General features: G+C 66.9%; 18 protein-coding genes. 4 read left to right on the top strand and 14 right to left on the bottom strand.

Annotation, left to right across the window (positions count from 1 at the left end; genetic code table 11):
• Window positions 1–40: 40 nt before the first annotated feature.
• The 4 genes from ACHQ4I_RS19015 to dapA form a co-directional block, all read right to left on the bottom strand.
• Window positions 41–1,462 (bottom strand): RNA-guided endonuclease TnpB family protein, encoded by a 1,422-nt coding sequence (locus tag ACHQ4I_RS19015; protein ID WP_420773134.1) that lies wholly within the window; start codon window positions 1,460–1,462, stop codon window positions 41–43.
• Window positions 1,463–1,634: 172 nt separating this feature from the next.
• Window positions 1,635–2,261 carry a TIGR03085 family metal-binding protein gene (locus tag ACHQ4I_RS19020; protein WP_420773135.1) on the bottom strand — a complete coding sequence of 209 codons (627 nt, stop codon included), beginning with the start codon at window positions 2,259–2,261 and terminating at the stop codon, window positions 1,635–1,637.
• 125 nt (window positions 2,262–2,386) lie between these two features.
• Window positions 2,387–4,411: a ribonuclease J gene (locus ACHQ4I_RS19025; protein WP_420773136.1), complete on the bottom strand. Its 2,025-nt coding sequence runs from the start codon at window positions 4,409–4,411 to the stop codon at window positions 2,387–2,389.
• A 67-nt stretch (window positions 4,412–4,478) separates the two neighbouring features.
• Window positions 4,479–5,387 (bottom strand): 4-hydroxy-tetrahydrodipicolinate synthase, encoded by a 909-nt coding sequence (dapA, locus tag ACHQ4I_RS19030; RefSeq protein ID WP_420773137.1) that lies wholly within the window; start codon window positions 5,385–5,387, stop codon window positions 4,479–4,481.
• Between the two features lie 147 nt (window positions 5,388–5,534).
• Here dapA and ACHQ4I_RS19035 point away from each other — a divergent pair, with 147 nt between their 5' ends.
• Complete coding sequence (locus ACHQ4I_RS19035) at window positions 5,535–5,981, top strand: toxin-antitoxin system HicB family antitoxin (RefSeq protein WP_420773138.1); 447 nt, start codon at window positions 5,535–5,537, stop codon at window positions 5,979–5,981.
• Window positions 5,982–6,045: 64 nt separating this feature from the next.
• On the top strand, window positions 6,046–7,029 hold the full coding sequence (locus ACHQ4I_RS19040) for an alpha/beta hydrolase (protein WP_420773139.1): 984 nt from the start codon (window positions 6,046–6,048) through the stop codon (window positions 7,027–7,029).
• Between the two features lie 10 nt (window positions 7,030–7,039).
• On the opposite strand, the gene ACHQ4I_RS19045 is transcribed toward ACHQ4I_RS19040, so the two are convergent.
• From ACHQ4I_RS19045 to ACHQ4I_RS19080, 8 genes are all read right to left on the bottom strand, one after another.
• A complete protein-coding gene (locus ACHQ4I_RS19045; RefSeq protein ID WP_420773140.1) occupies window positions 7,040–8,239 on the bottom strand; it encodes a winged helix-turn-helix domain-containing protein in 1,200 nt (399 codons plus the stop codon).
• Between the two features lie 31 nt (window positions 8,240–8,270).
• A complete protein-coding gene (locus ACHQ4I_RS19050; protein WP_420773141.1) occupies window positions 8,271–9,284 on the bottom strand; it encodes a hypothetical protein in 1,014 nt (337 codons plus the stop codon).
• A complete protein-coding gene (locus tag ACHQ4I_RS19055) occupies window positions 9,277–10,569 on the bottom strand; it encodes an ATP-binding protein (protein WP_420773142.1) in 1,293 nt (430 codons plus the stop codon). Before ACHQ4I_RS19055 ends, ACHQ4I_RS19050 begins: the two co-directional genes overlap by 8 nt.
• Window positions 10,566–11,249 (bottom strand): response regulator transcription factor, encoded by a 684-nt coding sequence (locus ACHQ4I_RS19060; protein ID WP_420773358.1) that lies wholly within the window; start codon window positions 11,247–11,249, stop codon window positions 10,566–10,568. The genes ACHQ4I_RS19055 and ACHQ4I_RS19060 overlap by 4 nt, the downstream gene beginning before the upstream one ends.
• 118 nt (window positions 11,250–11,367) lie before the next feature.
• Window positions 11,368–11,820, bottom strand: coding sequence for a flavodoxin family protein (locus ACHQ4I_RS19065; protein WP_420773143.1), 453 nt, complete (start codon window positions 11,818–11,820; stop codon window positions 11,368–11,370).
• A 312-nt stretch (window positions 11,821–12,132) separates the two neighbouring features.
• Window positions 12,133–12,630: a hypothetical protein gene (locus ACHQ4I_RS19070; protein ID WP_420773144.1), complete on the bottom strand. Its 498-nt coding sequence runs from the start codon at window positions 12,628–12,630 to the stop codon at window positions 12,133–12,135.
• Window positions 12,627–13,373, bottom strand: a complete 747-nt coding sequence (gene dapB, locus ACHQ4I_RS19075; RefSeq protein WP_420773145.1) for a 4-hydroxy-tetrahydrodipicolinate reductase — start codon at window positions 13,371–13,373, stop codon at window positions 12,627–12,629. The genes ACHQ4I_RS19070 and dapB overlap by 4 nt, the downstream gene beginning before the upstream one ends.
• Window positions 13,374–13,543: 170 nt before the next feature.
• Window positions 13,544–13,978 carry a hypothetical protein gene (locus tag ACHQ4I_RS19080; protein ID WP_420773146.1) on the bottom strand — a complete coding sequence of 145 codons (435 nt, stop codon included), beginning with the start codon at window positions 13,976–13,978 and terminating at the stop codon, window positions 13,544–13,546.
• 59 nt (window positions 13,979–14,037) lie between these two features.
• Here ACHQ4I_RS19080 and ACHQ4I_RS19085 point away from each other — a divergent pair, with 59 nt between their 5' ends.
• Window positions 14,038–14,481 (top strand): MarR family winged helix-turn-helix transcriptional regulator, encoded by a 444-nt coding sequence (locus ACHQ4I_RS19085; protein WP_420773147.1) that lies wholly within the window; start codon window positions 14,038–14,040, stop codon window positions 14,479–14,481.
• 48 nt (window positions 14,482–14,529) lie between these two features.
• On the opposite strand, the gene ACHQ4I_RS19090 is transcribed toward ACHQ4I_RS19085, so the two are convergent.
• Window positions 14,530–15,636: a zinc-binding dehydrogenase gene (locus tag ACHQ4I_RS19090; RefSeq protein WP_420773148.1), complete on the bottom strand. Its 1,107-nt coding sequence runs from the start codon at window positions 15,634–15,636 to the stop codon at window positions 14,530–14,532.
• A gap of 199 nt (window positions 15,637–15,835) precedes the next feature.
• Here ACHQ4I_RS19090 and ACHQ4I_RS19095 point away from each other — a divergent pair, with 199 nt between their 5' ends.
• On the top strand, window positions 15,836–16,231 hold the full coding sequence (locus ACHQ4I_RS19095) for a VOC family protein (RefSeq protein WP_420773359.1): 396 nt from the start codon (window positions 15,836–15,838) through the stop codon (window positions 16,229–16,231).
• A 119-nt stretch (window positions 16,232–16,350) separates the two neighbouring features.
• Here the strand turns inward: ACHQ4I_RS19095 and ACHQ4I_RS19100 are convergent, their stop codons facing one another.
• A complete protein-coding gene (locus ACHQ4I_RS19100) occupies window positions 16,351–17,754 on the bottom strand; it encodes a pentapeptide repeat-containing protein (RefSeq protein ID WP_420773149.1) in 1,404 nt (467 codons plus the stop codon).
• Between the last annotated feature and the right edge of the window lie 171 nt (window positions 17,755–17,925).

Here is a 17,925-nt window from a genome sequence, read left to right on the forward strand (position 1 = left end):
ACGAGGTAGGGAAGCACCGTCCTTCTCGGACATCCTCGACTCATGACTGAGTGTCGGTTTCCGCGTCAACCGGGCCGTTTTCACCCACAGGCGTGTGGGCCAGCGCCGTCCCGTCAGCGGACATTGATGACCGGGGCTCGTGCTTCGGGCTCCCGAGCCTGGAAGAATCATAATGATGTTGTTCGCCCCAGGCGGCGAGGTTAACTGCGGCATTGCGATCGCGGTCGAGTCGATGACCACATCCACAGGCAAAGTTTCGGTCGGCCAAGGTCAATTCGGCGTTGCGGATACCGCAACGCGAGCAGATCTGACTCGACGGAAACCAACGATCGGCGAGCACTACCGTGCCGCCGCGCCAGGCCTGCTTGTACGTGATCAGGCGGCCGAACTCGGCCCATGCGGCATCACTGATCGCGCGCGCCAAGCGGCGATTGCGCAGCATGCCAGCGATATTCAGATCTTCCAAGACGAGCCGATCGTGGATTTTGACCAACCCTGCGGTGATCTCATGCAGAAAATGACGACGAACATTGGCAACGCGGGCATGATGACGACCCAGTTGGGCGGCCGCCTTCCGCCTATTGTTGGAACCCTTCAGCTTTCGTGCAACCGACTTGGCAAGGCGACGCTGCTTGCGTATTCCGGCAACCAGCGGCTTCGGAGGATCGCTAACGCGGGCGACTTCAGCACCGTCACTGGTTGCCGCGACCATGAACGCGGACAAGCCACGATCTACGCCCACCCAGCCGCCGCCGTCGGATTTCGCGCGTGGTTCGTGCTGGTGGCGAGCGTCCAGGTCGGTGGCTTCCACATTCAGCGTGATCCACCACCGTCCACCCTTTTGGCTGATTGTGGCGAACAGGACCTTCGCGGCACCCGAAGCCAGCATCCGCCGCAGCCGCCGGGTGTCGTCATGAACCGTTATTGTTCCGATCCGCGGCAACGTCACCGATCGTGGGCGATCGTTGTCACCAACCCGGATCAGGGAGCGACCGTTGTGTGAGCGCTTATTACGCAACCGGAACGAGCGCACTGCGGTGGCCTTCTTCTTGAACTGGGGAAAGCCGACCCGCCGACCATTACGGGTGCCGCCGCGCGCTTCGGCCCAGGCCGCCAACGCCCGCCCGCAATCCACCCCGGCTTCTTCGAATACCTGCTGGCACACCTGATCGCGCCATTGCAACCCGGTCACTGCCACGGTGGCGGTGCCCATGGTATCGACGGTGAATACGCGCCCGGCCTGCTCAGATTTCTTCCACCGGTTGAAATCGTTGATCAGATCGAATCCCGACCACGGCACCGGTACCGATCGATCGATTCGGCGGGCCGTCAACGCCGCCTTCACCGTGTGCAAGCAGTGATTGAATGCGAACCGCGCAGCACCTACGTGGCGTGATAGCACCGCTTGCTGCTCGACCGTGGGGTCCAAGCAGAAACGGAATGAGGTGTGCCGCACCACCATCAGAGCATGCCACGAGCCACCGACAACAAACCGTTGCCCCACATCAGCGCGGGAGACGCGTTGATGGTTGACCTATCGATCAGGGCATCCACAGCATTCGATCATCACGAAACACTGGAAGATCCTGAGTCACGCTCGCCACCCTCCAGTCCTTTCCGGGCACGTCAGCGTGTTATATCGAGCGATCGAGGCTCAAGACGATGCGGATGGCGTCGGGATCACCCGCGGTTTCGATCCGCACCTCGTCGCGCCCGAAGGCGTGCAGCAGCAGCTCGGACGGCTTGCCGGTCAGCGTCACCGGCGCGGTTCCGGATTTCGTGTGCACGATGGCGCTCTTGCCGTCAGGTGTGGCGAGTTCGACGGTGACCGGCGATTTGCGGTAGGCCATGCGGCCCATCCGTCGCACCGCCGACCACAGCTTGTCCTCATCGGCGGCGGGCAGCTCACGCGGCTCCCAGCCGGGCGCGGAGCGACGCACATCCTCGTGATGGACGAACATTTCGGTCAGATTCGCGACGGCGTCGACCGGTTTGAGCGGCGACCACCACGGCGGACCGGTCCGCACGTCTTCCAGCAGTTCAGGGAAGGGCCGCCGCGCCGCCTTGGCCTGCACCGACTCCAGATATCCGGCGAGCGGTTTCAGCATGATGCCGGGGGACGCGTCCGGGCGACGCTCTCGAACTACCAAGTGCGCGGCCAGATCTCGCACGGTCCAACTGCCGCACAGGGTGGGCGAGTCCGGCCCCACCGCGGACATCGTGTCCACCAGTGCCCGACGTTCCCGTTGCGCCATGCTCATGTGCCGAACATATCGGATGCGGTGCCGGCGCGGCGGTCCGACTCCGCCGACCTCGACCACACTGCCAGCCGTAACACGCGAAAACCGCCGGATAGCAACGGCTTCCGGCGGTTTTCGGGCTTCTGTCAGACGCCGATGACCGTCGGCACGATCATCGGGCGGCGGCGGTAGGTCTCGGCCACCCAGCGGCCGACCACGCGCCGCACGCTCTGCGCGATGCGATGGGTATCGGTGACGCCCTCGCCCGCCAGCCGGAGCAGTTCGACCTCGACCAGATCCGCGGCATCCACCAGCGCGGTCGGATCATCGGAGAACCCGCGCCCACTGATCTCGGGCGTGCTGACGGCCTTACCAGTGGTCGAGTCGACCGCGAGGGTGATGGAGATGAATCCGCCCTCGCCCAGGACCAGACGATCCGACAGTGTCGACTCACCGACATCGCCGACCGACAGACCGTCGACGTACACATGCCCGACCGGAACCCGGCCCACGATGGAGGCGATCCCGTCGACCAGGTCCACCACCACGCCGTCCTCGGCGAGCACCACCCGATCCTCCGGCACGCCGGTCGCCACGGCCAGCGCGGCATTGGCGCGCAGATGCCGCCATTCGCCGTGCACCGGCATGGCATTGGTGGGCCGCACCGCGTTGTACAGATACAGCAGCTCACCCGCGGACGCGTGCCCGGAGACGTGCACCTTCGCATTCTGCTGGGTGATCACCGTCGCGCCGAGCCTGGACAGACCGTTGACCACCGCGAATACCGAATTCTCATTGCCCGGGATCAGCGAAGAGGCCAGCACCACCAGATCGTCGGCGCGGATATTGATCTGGCGGTGTTCGCCGCGCGCCATCCGCGATAGCGCCGAGAGCGGTTCGCCCTGCGATCCGGTGGAGATCAGCACCAGCCGATCGCCCGGCAGGGTCGCGGCGACATCGAGATCGACGACCACGCCGTCGGGCACCGTCAAATAGCCCAACTCCTGCGCGATCTCCATATTGCGCGTCATCGAGCGGCCGACGAAACACACACGGCGCCCGTACTTCTGGGCGACATCGACCACCTGCTGGATGCGGTGCACATGGCTGGCGAACGATGCGACGATCACCCGGTGGCGGGCCTTGCCGATCACCGTGTCCAGCACGCCGCCGATCTCGCGTTCGGGCGTGACGAAGCCGGGCACCTCGGCATTGGTGGAGTCCACCAGGAAAAGGTCGACGCCCTCGTCGCCGAGGCGGGAGAATCCGGCGAGGTCGGTGAGACGGCCGTCCAGGGGCAGCTGATCGAGTTTGATATCGCCGGTGTGCAGCACGACACCCGCCGGGGTGCGGATGGCGACGGCGATGGCATCCGGAATCGAGTGGTTGACGGCGAAGTATTCGCAGCCGAACGGGCCGTGCGTGGTGTGCTGGCCCTCGATTACCTCGACGAGCTTCGGACGTTGCCGGTGCTCCCGGCATTTCGCGGCCACCAGCGCGAGAGTGAATTTCGATCCGACGACCGGGATATCGGCGCGCAGGCGCAGCAGGAACGGCACCGCGCCGATGTGATCCTCGTGGCCGTGGGTGAGCACGATGGCCTCGATATCGTCCATCCGGTGCTCGATGGGCCGGAAGTCGGGCAGGATCAGGTCGACGCCGGGCTGCTGGTCCTCCGGGAACAGCACGCCGCAGTCGACGATGAGCAGTTTGCCGCCGTATTCGAAAACGGTCATATTGCGGCCGATTTCGCCGATGCCGCCGAGGGCGAAGACGCGCAGACCGTGCTTGGGCAGCTTCGGCGGGGCGCCGAGCCGGTCGGCGGCGGCACGTTGGGCGGGGGCCGCCACGGGCTGCTCACCGCGTCCGCGGCCACCCTGCTGACGACCGCGGCCCTGCCTGCGGGGTTGTTCGGCCTTGGCGGCCGGAGCCTTCGCGGCGGATGCTTTCACCGCGGGAGCCTTCGCGGCGGCCTTCTTCGCGGGCGCTGTTTCCGCTCGCGTTCGGTCCTCGATCACTGATTCGGGTGATCTCGATAGGTCGCCGATGTCGGATTGTGCTGCCTGCTCGGCCTTTTCCGTGGTGGCCGGACGTTTCGCGGCCGGTTCGGGCGCGCCAGCGGCCCGGGTCGCGGTCCGGCGGGGGCGGCGGCGGCCTACTGCCTCAGTCATGACTGCACCTCCCGAATGGTTGGTTCGATCACGTCTGACAGTGCGGTGTCCTTGATTCGCTTACTCCTCACGAAAGCACCCCTGCCAGCCGAAGGTCGGCGGCCAGGGCATCGAGTTGTTCGGTGGTCGGCATCAGTTGCGGCAGGCGCGGTTCGCCGACATCCACGCCGAGCAGGCGCAGACCGCCCTTGCTCATCGCGACGCCGCCCAGGCGCGACATCGCGGCGTTCAGCGGCAGCAGGCTCGCGTTGATCTCGCGGGCCCGCACCACATCACCGGCGGTATAGGCGTCGAGCAGGGTGCGCAGCCGCTCGGGCACGAGATGTCCGATGACGCTGATGAATCCGGTCGCCCCGACCGAGAGCCAGGGCAGATTCAGCGCATCGTCGCCGGAGTAAAAGGCCAGATCGGTATTCGCGATGAGGTCCGCACCGGCGTTCAAATCGCCCTTGGCGTCCTTGACCGCGACGATGCGCGGATGTTCGGCGAGCTTGCGAATGGTGTCGCTGGCAATGGGAACCACTGAGCGCGGCGGAATGTCGTACAGGGTGACCGGCAGGTCGGTGGCGTCCGCGACGGCGGTGAAGTGCGCGAGCAGGCCGTCCTGGGTGGGGCGGGAGTAGTACGGGGTCACCACGAGTAGGCCGTGCGCGCCAGCGCGCTGGGCATTGCGGGCCAGTTCGATGGAATGCGCGGTGTCGTAGGTGCCCGCGCCCGCGATCACGGTGGCACGATCCCCGACGGCGTCGACGACGGCACGGAGCAGGTCCGCCTTCTCCGATTCGGTGGTGGTCGGCGATTCGCCGGTGGTCCCGGAAATCGCCAGCAAATCGACGCCGCGGTCGACCAGGCGGGCCGCGAGCGCGACCCCGGCATCGACATTGAGCTTGCCGTCGACACCGAAGGGGGTCACCATCGCGACACCTACCGCGCCGGACGCGCGCAGCTCCGTTGGCGTCGATTCACCGTTCGTCATGGTCAGAAAGGCTACCCGCTCCCGATAACGCCCTCGACACCCTGACCGCCGATCGGCTTGCCCGGGCGAGTGATTCACCTCCCACCCGATGATCATGATGTCAAATCCACCCTTGAATGACATCAATGATGGCGTCACACTGATGTCATGGATTTGAATAAATACACCGCACGGCTACGCGAGGACCTGATCGCGGCCGCCGCCCTCGGTGACGAAAAAACCCAGGCCACCGCCGCCGCCCTGGCCGCGGCCACGGAGAGTTCGGCGCGGTTGGCGCTGCTCGCCGCGCTATCGGATCTGGCCGCGGAGGTCAGCACGGTACTCGGCGACCGGACGGTGCATGTTTCGGTGGACGGCACCGACGCGACCGTGGATGTGCGCAAGAACCCCGCCCCGGAGAACGAGCATCCCACGTTCGAGGAGATGACCGGCGATATCAGCCGGGTCACCCTGCGACTGGTCGAACAGATGAAGGCCAAGGCCGAGGAAGCCGCCGCGGCCAGCGGGGTTTCGCTGAACTCGTGGCTTTCGAATGCCGTCAGCGGCGCACTGCGCGACCAGATGCGCGGATACGGGCCCAAGCGCGATATCTGATATGGCGTTACTTCAGGTACCGCTAACTATTGCTAGCAGCCTGCTGGGCTGCTTCAATCGATAGATGGTCAACGTCGATCACGCCAGCTCTACCCGTCCCTCGCTTGCCGGGCGCGGTATGAGCCTGGCCGCCAAAGTTGTCGTCCGTGGTCCGCAGCTGCTGGCGCCGCTGCTGCCGGATCGGGCCGGTGCGCGGCTCGCTCGTGCGGTGCTGCTGGTGGCGTGCGCCGCCGGATCGGCACCGACGTTGCCGCACAAGGCGATCGATGTGGCAGGGCCGCGGGGCAGGTTGCGTGGTGAATGGGTCGGCGCGGTGCCCGAGCCTGGCCGTCCTGTGCTCTACTTCCTGCACGGCAGCGGTTATGTCGGCTGCACTCCGGGGACCCATCGCGGCCTGGTCAGCGAGCTGTCGCGACGGTTGGATCGAGCGGCCTTCAGTCTCGACTATCGACGCGCGCCGGAGTACCGGTTTCCGGCCGCCCACGATGACACGCTCAATGGCTACCTGTGGTTGCGCGCTCGCGGGCATGCGGCCGAGGACATCGTTGTGATGGGTGACTCCGCGGGCGGCCATCTCGCGCTCGGGTTATGTGTGCAACTGCGCGAGCTGGGGCTCGAGCAGCCGAGGGCGGTGGTCGGATTCTCGGCGCTGGTCGACTCGACCTGGGCGCTGGCCAAGGAGCGGGAACCGCACGTCGACGACGCCTTTATGCGGGTGCGGGCGGCGCGGAAGTTGACCGAGCTCTACACCGGTTCGGACCATTTCGCCGATCCCCGGCTGAATGTGCTCAGCGCGGTCGGGCCGGATCTGCCGCCGATCCTGTTGCAGGCAGGCGCGGCCGAGGTGTTGTCGGCCGACTCCGAAGCCTATGGCGCCGCACTGCTCGCGGCGGGCGGCGACTGCGAGGTCCAGACATGGCCGGGCATGTTCCATGTATTCCAGCTGCCGTATCTGCTGCTGCCGGAGGCCAAGGACGCGCTCGATAACGTCGAGCGGTTCGTAGCACGGGTGGAAAGCGAATCCACGCGGAAACCCAAATCGGCCTGAGCCCGACCGTTCACAGCAGCGGTGCGAGATCGCCGCGTTCGCCGATGACCACGTCATCGAGTTCGAGCCAATCCGCCATCTCACGCAGCGCGTCCGTAAGGGCTCGCGCCGTCTCCGGAGTCTGATGTCCGGGCTCGGCGAACGCACCTGGCACCAGGAGCCGTCCGGCCGCGCGCTCGGCACGCAGGTCGACGCGACCGACCAACTCCCCGTTCAACAAGAACGGAAATACGTAGTACCCGTGCACCCGTTTGGGTTCCGGCGTGTAGATCTCGATCCGGTAGTGGAAGTCGAAGATCCGCTCCGTGCGGGCGCGGAAGAAGATGAGCGGATCGAACGGGCACAGCAGGGCAGCGCCCTCGATGCGGCGCGGCGTCGACGCACCGGCGCGTAGATAGGCGGGCTTATCCCAGCCCGTCACCTCGACCGGTTCCAACTCCCCCGCATCGACCAGCTCAGCGATCGCCGGTTCGGTTTGCGATCGGTGCAGCCGGTAGTAGTCGCGCAGATCGGTCTCGGTCGCGACGCCCAGTGCGGTGCCCGCCCGCAACACCAACTCCCGCACGGCCTCGGTCTCGGAGACGTTGCGCGCCAAGATATCCGGCGGGATCACCCGTTCGGTCAGGTCGTAGTGCCTGGCGAAACCGACCCGCTTGTCGACCGAGAGTTCACCGGCCGCGAAGAGCTGTTCGCAGATCATCTTGGTATCGCTGAGATTCCACCAGGAACCCTTGGGGCGCGGCTTGTCCAATTCGAGATGACGCTCCACCTCACCCGCGGTGGACGCGCCGAACTCGGTGATCACATCGAGAATGTCCTTACCGAGGGTCGGATTGCGCTCCTTGGCCCGGCGCATGCCATCCCAGCGACCGTGCTCGTATCTGCGCATCCGCCAGCGCATCAGGGGCCAATCCTCGACCGGGATCAACGCCGCCTCGTGCGCCCAGTACTCGACCAGCCGTCGCGGACGCCGCACGCCATTGCTCCAGGCGGCCTGATCCAGCAGCGTGCGGTCATATCCGCCGATCCGGCTGAAGACCGGCGCATAGTGCGCGCGCACCACTGCCGACACCGAATCCAGTTGCAGCAGTTGCGTTCTCGCCACCGCACCGAGTACCGACTTCCGCGTGGTCGCGCCGGGCCGACGCGCCGCGAACCCCTGCGCGGCCAGCGCCGTCCGACGCGCCGCGGCCGCACTCATCTTCCGCATGATCACGACATTGCCATGGGGGTCCGACAGATTACGTCGAGACCGAAACCGCGCCCGCGGTATCGATCTCGGTGCGCCGATCCCGGTCCGGTGCGTTCGCGAGCACGGTGGCCAGCACGCGTCGTCCCATCGGCAGCACCCGCACGGTCACCGAACCGGCATTGGCCGCATCCAATTCCCGGGTCGCGGACTCGATCACCTGCTGGCGCACCCACTTCGGCACCCCGGCGAAACCGCCGTCGTCCAGGAGCACCACCTCGACACCGCGTGAGCGCGCACCGCGGGCGGCGCTGCTCAACTCGTCGGTCACCAACTGTGGCGCACGCAATCCGTCGCGCAGTTCGGCCTCCAGCAGTCGGCACTCCTCCCGCTCGGACGCGTTGAGTTCGGCACCGTCCGCGATGCGTTCCAGGATCGGGCGGGCCACCCTGTCGAGCCGGGCCAGTTGCCGATCGCGCTCACCGTTCTGCGCGGCCATGGTCGCCTCGGCGGCCGCGCGCATGGTGGCGTCCTCGCGCAGCAGCCGCAGTGAGCGCTGCATCGGCCGCATGACCGCCGCGGCGATCGAGACCCCGGCGACCGTGGCGATCGGCACGATGGATCCGACGACCACCCGCAGCCCGGTTGTCGCACCGACCACCGCGACCACCACCGCGATCCCGGCGACACCGCACCACGCCGCACCCAATCGGCCGCGCAATACCAGCACCGCGAGCACATAGGACGAGGCGAATGCGGTCCAGACCTGCTTGGACATGCCGTGGTCGATATCGACGGTGGTCAGCGCGGTCGCGATCGGTCCGGCCGCGGCCACCGCGATGGCGGCGGGCAGGGGCAGCGGATCGACCGGAACCACCAAGACCACCACCCCGGCCCCGACCAGCAGCACCAGCGCGATCGTGGCCAGAATCAGCGGCGATTCGGTGAAATTGCGCATCATGTACAGCAGGATCGTCGCCTCGAAGATGACCAGGAACAGCCATGCCGACCGGTCCCGCAGCCCGAGCAGGTCGCGCAGGCCGAATTCGTTACCGGTATCAGCCATCGCCACCCCAGACCAAGGTCACCGTGGTCCCCTCCCCCGGTTGGGATTCCACGAATCCGGCCCCACCGGCCAGCTGGCGCATCCGGCCCAGGATGCTGACCGAGACGCCGAGCCGATCGGCGGGCACCAGGTCCAGATCGAAACCGGCTCCGTCGTCACGGAATACGACCCGGATACCACCCGCACTGATCGTCACTGTGACGGTGCGCTGCACGGTCCGGCCCGCAACGGTGGCGTGGCGCAAGCTATTTCGCGCCGCCTCGGCGAGCGCGGCCGCGATGGTGCCGGCGGCGTGCACGGGCAGTCGCAGATCATCGAGTCCGGCCCAGCGCCGCGCGGTGAACCGGATACCCGGATTCACCTCGAACACCGCCGAGCGCAGGAAGCCGATGGCCGATTGGGCGTCCAGACGGTCGGGTTCGGTATTGGCGCCGCGACATTCGTCGAGTTGTTCGAGTGTGCGTTCGGCCTGACGACGCAGCACCGGCGATTCCGCACCGGCGCGCGAGGCGTCGAGCAGGGTCGAGAGCACCCCGTCGTGAATCAGTGCGGCGAATCGGGCGCGTTCCCGATCCCGGGCCGCCGCACCGGCCACCGCGGCCGCGCGTCGACTCGCGATAACCGACTCACGGTCCACCCGCGCGGCCGCGGCGAGTGCGTAGATGCAGCACCACAGAAATAGCGCGCACAGGCCAGCGGCCCTGGCGAAGTCGCCGATCAGGGACCAAGCCGTCGCGTCGGGCACCACGTATCGGTTCGCCAGCGCCGCGGTCGCCGCGGCGACCAGGAGATAGCCGATGGCCAGCGGGGGGCGCCAGGCCAGCACGGCCGCGAGCACACCGAGCGCGAGCACCCGATACATCCAGACCGATGCGGTGTCGGTCAGGGGTTCGGCGTAGATGAACGGCATAGTCGCCAGTGCCGCGAGGTAGCTCACCGCCGCCGCGCCCGCCACCATGCGAATCGCCCCGGCGCCCAGCGCGATCGATACGACCGCGAGCACCGGGAACCACCCCAGCGCCACGCCGACCACCAGGCCCGCCCACGGGCCGGAGACGAATTTCGCCTGGTCGGCGATATCGGGCAGTTCGACGATCGCGACGATCACGCCCGCGATGCCGACGGCCAGACCCAACCGCCGCAGGATGCGATCCGAGGCCGCCTCGATAATCTTCTGCCTGGACGCCGCGGCCCGCCCACGGCGCCATCGACTCGCCCGGAACGGGTCGAGCGACGCGGAGCTCGCGGTTGGTGATGCGGTGTCCAGCATGCTGGACGCTGTCATGCGCGAGGAAGCCGCTCGGGAACCGGTAGCCATCCGTCCTCTACCGCCCGCTTGTAGAGATCGGTTTTGGTGGGAGCCGGACGACCCGCGTCGGCGTACTTCTGCCGGATGCGCCCCAGATAGTCGTTGACGGTCTGTTCGGAGAGTCCGGTCAGCCGCGCGACGCGGGAGGCCTTCTCACCGGAGGCGTAGAGGGTGAGCACCTCTTCCTGACGCGGGCTCAGGCCCACGTCGGACAGTTGCGGATCACCATCGATGGCGGCGGCCCAGTCGGTGGTCACCACCTGTTCGCCGGAGGCCGCGCGGCGCACCGCCGCGACCACCGTCGGCACATCCTCGGATTTGCGCACCACGCCGAGCACACCGGCCTTCGCCGCGGCGCGCACCAGGAACGCGTTATCCGCGCCGGTGAACACCAGCACCTCGACGCCGCGGTCACGCAGCGCGCGCACGTTGTCCTCCGGTGACGATCCGTCGGCCAGCCGCAGATCGAGGACGACCAGGTCGAGCGGCGCGCTATTCGCCGCCGCGGCAAGCAGTTCCGGGACGGTTCCCGCCGTCAGCACCAGATCGAGATCAGGTTCCGGCGCCAGCATCGCGGCAAGCCCGATCGCCACCGATTCGTGGTCTTCGACCAGCCCGATGCGGCGCGGTGCTGTTTCGCCCCCTTCGGCCCACATCACCTCGATACTCCGTTCCCGAGCAAACTCGTCCACATCCCCACCGCTACAACGTCGCCTCGTAGTATGCCCGGCTTACCCGGCCACCGGTCAGACACCAAAAATCGGGGGGCCGTGATCAGCCCATGAGCTGGGCGGCGACGGTCGCCCCCAGCTCCCAGCAACGCTGGATATCCTCCTTCGACGGCGGTCCCATCACGATCACCGGCGCCGCCACCTTCGCCCAGCCCAGGCCGTTGGTCACGCTGACCACCCCGCGCTCGGCTCCCTCGGTGCCCTCATTGCCGTGCAGGTAGAAACCGAACGGCCGACCGCGCGTCGAGTCCAGACACGGGTAGTAGAACGTGTCGAATGCATGCTTGAGCGCACCGGACATATATCCCAGATTCGCCGGGCTACCGAGCAGATAACCGTCCGCGGCCAGCACATCGCTCGCCGTGACCGCGAGGGCGGCCCTGCGCTCGACCTCCACTCCTTCGATCTCCGGATCCGTCGCACCGGACACCACTGCCTCGAACATCGCCTGCATATGCGGCGACGGAGTGTGATGGATGATCAGCAGGCGAGACACATCCAGCAGCGTACTGCCGCTCTGAACTCGAAGCAGAATTCAAGGCTGCCGGCTATTGACTGGCGACCAAAGCAGGAGGAAAATAGAGGTTTACACCGGAACACCGGAAAGTGTGGAACTGTTGGACAGAGACGTCTGTTGACATCGGAAACATTTTCCAAGGATCTGGCCAGGCCCCCGGCAAGTCAGTCGAATATCGGAGCTGTCAGCGACGACTGAAACTCACGAATTCGATGGAGACTACCGGGGACTGCTCTATGTTGGGGGTCTTTCGATTCACACGCCATCGATAGGCTGTGTCCGGGGGCGGGGTCAAAGCTGGCGTTCGAGTTTCTCCAAAGCAACCGCCCGACGCATGGTTTCCCGGGCGCGGCTGCGGTCCCCGGCGTAGTCGTAGGCGCGCGCGAGCCGGTAGGAGACGCGCCAGTTGTCGGGATCGGCCTCCCATTCCTGTTTGACCTGGTTGAAGAGTTGGTCGGCGGCGTCGCGTTCGATGCGACCCGAGGGGCGCCGCGGGAGGTCGGAGATGTCGAGTTCCAGGCCCTCCTCGTGGATGCGGCGGGCCAGGTGCTGGTGGGCCAGGGCGGCGCGGACGGTGGCGACGACGATCCAGACACCGAGCAGCGGCAGGATCAGCACGCCGATCCCGATGATGACGGCGGGCGCGTCACCGGAACCGATCAGGCTGACTGCGATGCGGCCGAGCAGCAGGAAGTAGAAGCCGAGCACGACGACCAGCGCCGCGATGAACGCGACGACCTTGCGGACGTCGGTGCCGTGCCCCTCCTCGACCGGTTCCGGCGAGTTCACAGATCCAGGAACGGGTCGAGCCCGACGGTCAGGCCGGGGCGGTTGGCGATCTCGCGGACGCCGAGCAGCACGCCGGGGGCGAAGGAGGAGCGGTCGATGGAATCGTGCCGGATGGTCAGGGTTTCGCCCTGGGTGCCGAACAGCACCTCCTGGTGCGCGACCAGTCCGGCCAGGCGCACCGAATGCACCCGCACGCCGTCGACGTCGGCGCCGCGCGCACCCTCGAGTTCCTGGGTGGTGGCGTCGGGGCTGCGGCCGACTCCGGCCTTGTCCCGGGCCGCGGCGATCAGGCCCGCGGTGCGATAGGCGGTGCCCGAGGGGGCGTCGAGCTTGTTCGGGTGGTGCAGTTCGATGACCTCGACCGAATCGAAGAACCGCGCGGCCTGCTCGGCGAACCGCATGGACAGCACCGCGCCGATGGCGAAGTTCGGGGCGATCAGCACGCCGGTCTCCGGCCGACCGGCCAGCCAGCCGCGCACCTCGTCAAGGCGGGCCGCATCGAATCCGGTGGTGCCGACCACCGCGTGAATCCCGCGTTCCACCAGGAACTTCAGATTCCCCATCACCACATCGGGGTTGGTGAAATCGACGACCACCTGCGTCCCGGACTCGGTGAACGCCTCGAGCGAATCGTCCTTATCGACGGTCGCGACCAACTCCAGATCGCCCGCCGCCTGCACCGCCTCGCAGATCGCCTGCCCGACTTTCCCGCGTGCACCGAGCACTCCGACCCGAATGGTCACCGCACCTCCTCATTCGCCAACTGTCCCCGCAAGCCTATCGACCCTGCTCACCTTCCCCTCCCCTGACCTCCCACGCCTCACAGAGCGACCATCCCGCCGCACGCGTCCGCGGTAGCGGCGTCGATAGTCAGCTCCCGGCGACCCTATCGAGCACGGATGGGGCCGCCCACTTATCCAACCGTCGCTCCCATTGCCCCAGTGCGGGCCACATTTCCAGCCATCTTTTCCAGGAGGCGAACGGTCTCGGTGTACTGCTCGTCGGTGATGCCGTCGAGCATCGCGCGGCGACGCTGGCCGATGAGGGCGAAGGCTTCCCGGTGGGTGGCGTGGCCCGCGTCGGTGAGGGCGAGGGTGCCCGCGTCGTCGGCCACGTCGCCGCGAGCCATGAGGTAGGCGAGTTGAATGTCCCACTCCGACAAGTCGTTCCAGAAGGGAGCGAGACCATCGCGGACATCGGCGGCCGGGCGGGGGCCTTCGGCCAGTGAGTGGAGCATCTGCCAGTGTCGGCGAGTCAGCCCGGCGGCGGCCAGATCCTCCTCGAAACAGGCGTTGATCAGGCGATCGAGTTCCTTGCACCAGTAACCGATCGGGCGTTGCGCTGCCATCGTCCCTCCAATACATGTAGAATTACAACTACATGTAATATGACATGAAAGTTGGTCGGATGGAAGAGCACGATTGGGTCACCGAGGCCGTCGAGGCGGCGATGGTGCGGATCCGGCGACGCCAGACCCGGGGGGCGCTGGGCAAGGATTCGCCGGTGCCCATCGCGGTCTTCCGAGTCCTGGATGCGGTCGCCGGTTCCGATGCGGCCACCGTCGGAACCCTTGCCCCCGCGCTGGGCGTCGACCAGCCGCGCGCGAGTCGCCTTGTCGCCCAGGCGGTTTCATCCGGACATCTCGAGCGCACGGCGGATCAGCGGGATGGCAGACGAGCCGTCCTGCGACTGACCTCCGCCGGGCGCGCCGTCGTGGCCGCGGCCCGTGACGGCCGCCGCACCGCCATGGCCGCCGCGATGTCGGACTGGACCGACCGCGAGCGCACCGAATTCGCCCGCCTGCTGGGACAATTCGTCGACGCCCTGGACGCGGACAGGCGGCAACCCTGAGCAATTCGACGACCGCCGCAATACTTTGCGCGGCCGCCGCTCAGCGGACTAGTCGAACACGATCACTTGCCGCAGCGCATGCCCAGCGGCGAGTTCGTCCATCGCGTGATTGATTTCGTCCAGCCCGATATGTGCGGACACCAGCTTCTCGACGGGCAGCCGACCCTCGCGCCACATGCGGACGTACTCCGGGATATCGCGGGACGGCACCGCCGACCCCAGGTAGCTGCCGATGATGGTGCGGCCCTGGGCGACCAGTGCGAGCGGCGAAATGCTCGCACGCGCGTCGGGGGCGGGCAGGCCGACGGTGACGGTCGTACCACCGGGTGCCGTTGCGGCGACGGCGGTTTCGAAGGCACGGATATTGCCCGCCGCCTCGACCACGACATCGGCTTGGATGCCCTGTTCCGCGAGTTCGGCGGGCGTGTAGGCGGCGGTCGCGCCGAGCTCCTTTGCGAGAGCGAGCTTTTCCGGAACGGTATCGACGGCGATCACTTCGTGCTCACCCAGCGATACCGCGACGAGCACCGCCGCCATGCCGACACCGCCGAGCCCAACCACCATGATCCGGTCGGCCGGACCGGGTTTCGCGGAATTGAGCAGCGCCCCACCACCGGTCAGCACCGCACAACCCAGCACCGCCGCCACCTCCGGCGGCACATCGGCATCGACCGGAACCACCGATCGGCGATCGACGACGGCGTGCGTGGCGAAAGCGGATACCCCGAGGTGGTGGTGCACCTGCGCACCGTCCCGGTGCAGCCGGCGACCACCGTTCAATAGCTCACCCGCATTATTGGCGACGCTGCCCGGCCCGCACGGCGTTCGTCCCTCACTGGCACAGCCCGCGCACTCCCCGCAGCGCGGCAGGAAGGTCATCACCACGCGCTGCCCCAGCGCGAGATCACTGCCACCGGGACCGACCGCCTCGACGATGCCCGCCGCCTCGTGCCCGAGCAGCATCGGCACCGGTCGCAGGCGGTTTCCGTCCACTACCGACAGGTCGGAATGACACAGCCCGGCGGCCTCGATCCGCACCAGCAACTCCCCCGGACCGGGCTCGCCGAGGTCCAGTTCGCAGACGGTGATCGGCGCCGATTCGGCGAACGGCACGGGCGCTGCGATCCGCTCCAGGACCGCCCCTCGAATCTTCATTCCACCGACGCTACCGCGCTGCGTCACAGACAGCGAAGCGGGTCACAGTGAGAAACGCGGTCGGCGAAACATGGTCCCGATCACTGGGGGTGGCACGGTGGAAACCGATTCGCTAGCCTCGACGCCCGTGACGGTGCTCCCGTAGGCCGCCTTGTACCGAGCCCGGGGTCGGGACCGTCACGACCCAAGGAGAAATCCCCTGTCAGTACAGTTCAATCACACGATCGTCGGTTGCCGCGATCATCGGGTGTCCGCCGAATTCTGGTCCGACATCCTAGGTTTGGAACTAGGAAAAGAGTGGGGCCCGTTCATTCCCCTGCCCACCGGCAACGGAGTCACCTTCGACTTCGCGAACGTGCCACCGCACATCACCGAAATCCAGCCGCAGCACTACGCATTCCTGATCTCCGAGGCCGAGTTCGACGCGGCCTACGCCAAGATCCAGCGCTACAAACTGGATCACTGGGCCGACCCACGGCAACAGGACGTCAACGAGATCAACCACAATGACGGCGGTCGGGGAGTTTATTTCCTCGACCCGAGTGGACACTTCTTAGAGCTGATCACCGTCCCGTACGGCGGTTGGCCGACGTAGTGCACACCGTCGGGGCAGTCTCCAAGCGGAGCTGCCCCGACGGGCTGGTTTCGCAGCCGAGCCCCGTGAACGCGCGATCCTGGCCTGGATCAGGGCCGTCTGCGCAGGTCGGCTGGGCATCATCCGGCGGCGGTCGGCGGCCACGGATTCGGTTTGACACTGGTCGGTTTGCGGGTTGGCGCGTCATCCCAGTCGAAATGGGTGCCCACCCAGGCCTTCGGGCGATCGAAATGGATTTCCTGGGCGGCGAAACGGGTGCCGAGGAAGGAGATATCGCCGAAGAAGTCACCCTCGGTGAAGTCGACTGTGCGTCCGCCGAGCACTGTGCGCGGGAACCTGATGCCACCGTGGAATTCGGCTTGCGCGAAGTCCGTTTCGCGGGTGCCTCTATTCCGCAGTCGATTCGGCGCGCCGACTCTGGCCTCGTCGAAGGCGGTGAGCGTCGCGTAGAACTGCGCACCTCTGAATAGGACTCTGGTACTCGCGAATTCGGTGCGGTCGAAGGCGATGTGCGCACCATCGAAGGCAGCGCGCTCGAACGAGGTCAGCTCGGCCCGGAACTTCGCGTCCTGGAACGAGGTTCGGGCGCCGAGGAAACGCGTGCCACTGAAGTCGGTGCGTGGTCCGCCGAAGACTGCGTTCTCGAACGACGCCGGACCTTCGAACGTGATATCGGCGAAAGTGGTGCCGACGACGAATGCCGGTTCCCGCTTGTCGATCCGATCAGGCCCGAACTCCACTCGATCGAACAGCGCAGGACCGTCCCGGAAGGTCGCGCCACGGAAGGTGAGATGCCGACCGGCGAAGACCGCGGACTCGAACGTGGTCGCTCCGATGAATGTCGCTCCGGCGAAGGACGTGTGTTGTCCACGGAACACCGCATACCGGAAATCCGGCTTCTCGATGACCGCATTATTGAAGGTGAAGTCGCAGTCCGACCACGAGATCTCCGCCGAGCGCCGCAGGTGTTGCGCGATCACCCGCACGATCGCGCGACGCACCTCCCGGTCATTGCGCCGGAATTCATAGACCCGCTCGACCTTGGCCCCGGCCTCCTCGGTCGACTCGGCGCGTGAGACAAGGTGATTCGCCCCGTCGGCCGCCTCGTAGGGCAGTTGCAGATATCCACACAGCACATCGATGCACTGCTGCCTGCGACTCGGCGCCGAGAACTCATCGGCCACGCCTGCCATCGCGTACACCCCGGCAATCCGAACCGCGGCATCCACATCCCCCAACTGCTTCGCCGCCGCCCCGAACAACTCCGCGAACCGCCCACGCTCCAGATCCCGCTGCCTCCGGTATGCCACCACCAGCGCGACCGCTCCGCCAACTCCCGCCGCCACCGACAGCGCGATCTTGGTGAGGTCCAACTGATTCGGCGTCTCGGACTTCGCACCCAGCAGCCACCACAACAACCACCAGGTCAGCCCGGCAATCACCAATCCGCCGAGCACCGCGCCGAGCACCGCGAGCAACAATGCCGCGCGGTGCACTCGGTCGCCCAACCGCCCCCATCGCATCACCGAATGGTAGCCGGGTTGTCGCTCGCCCACTACCGAACAAGATCGGTCTGTGCCCCTTGCGTTTTCGTCCGCTCGCCGACCCGAGCCGCCATCTCGACCTCGATCAGCGACGCATCCCGCGGATCACCCGGCGGCGGCCGGTCCGGCGGAATCCGTGCCGAAGGCCGA

The sequence above is a fragment of the Nocardia nepalensis genome (assembly GCF_048910785.1).
GTDB lineage: Bacteria > Actinomycetota > Actinomycetes > Mycobacteriales > Mycobacteriaceae > Nocardia > Nocardia nepalensis.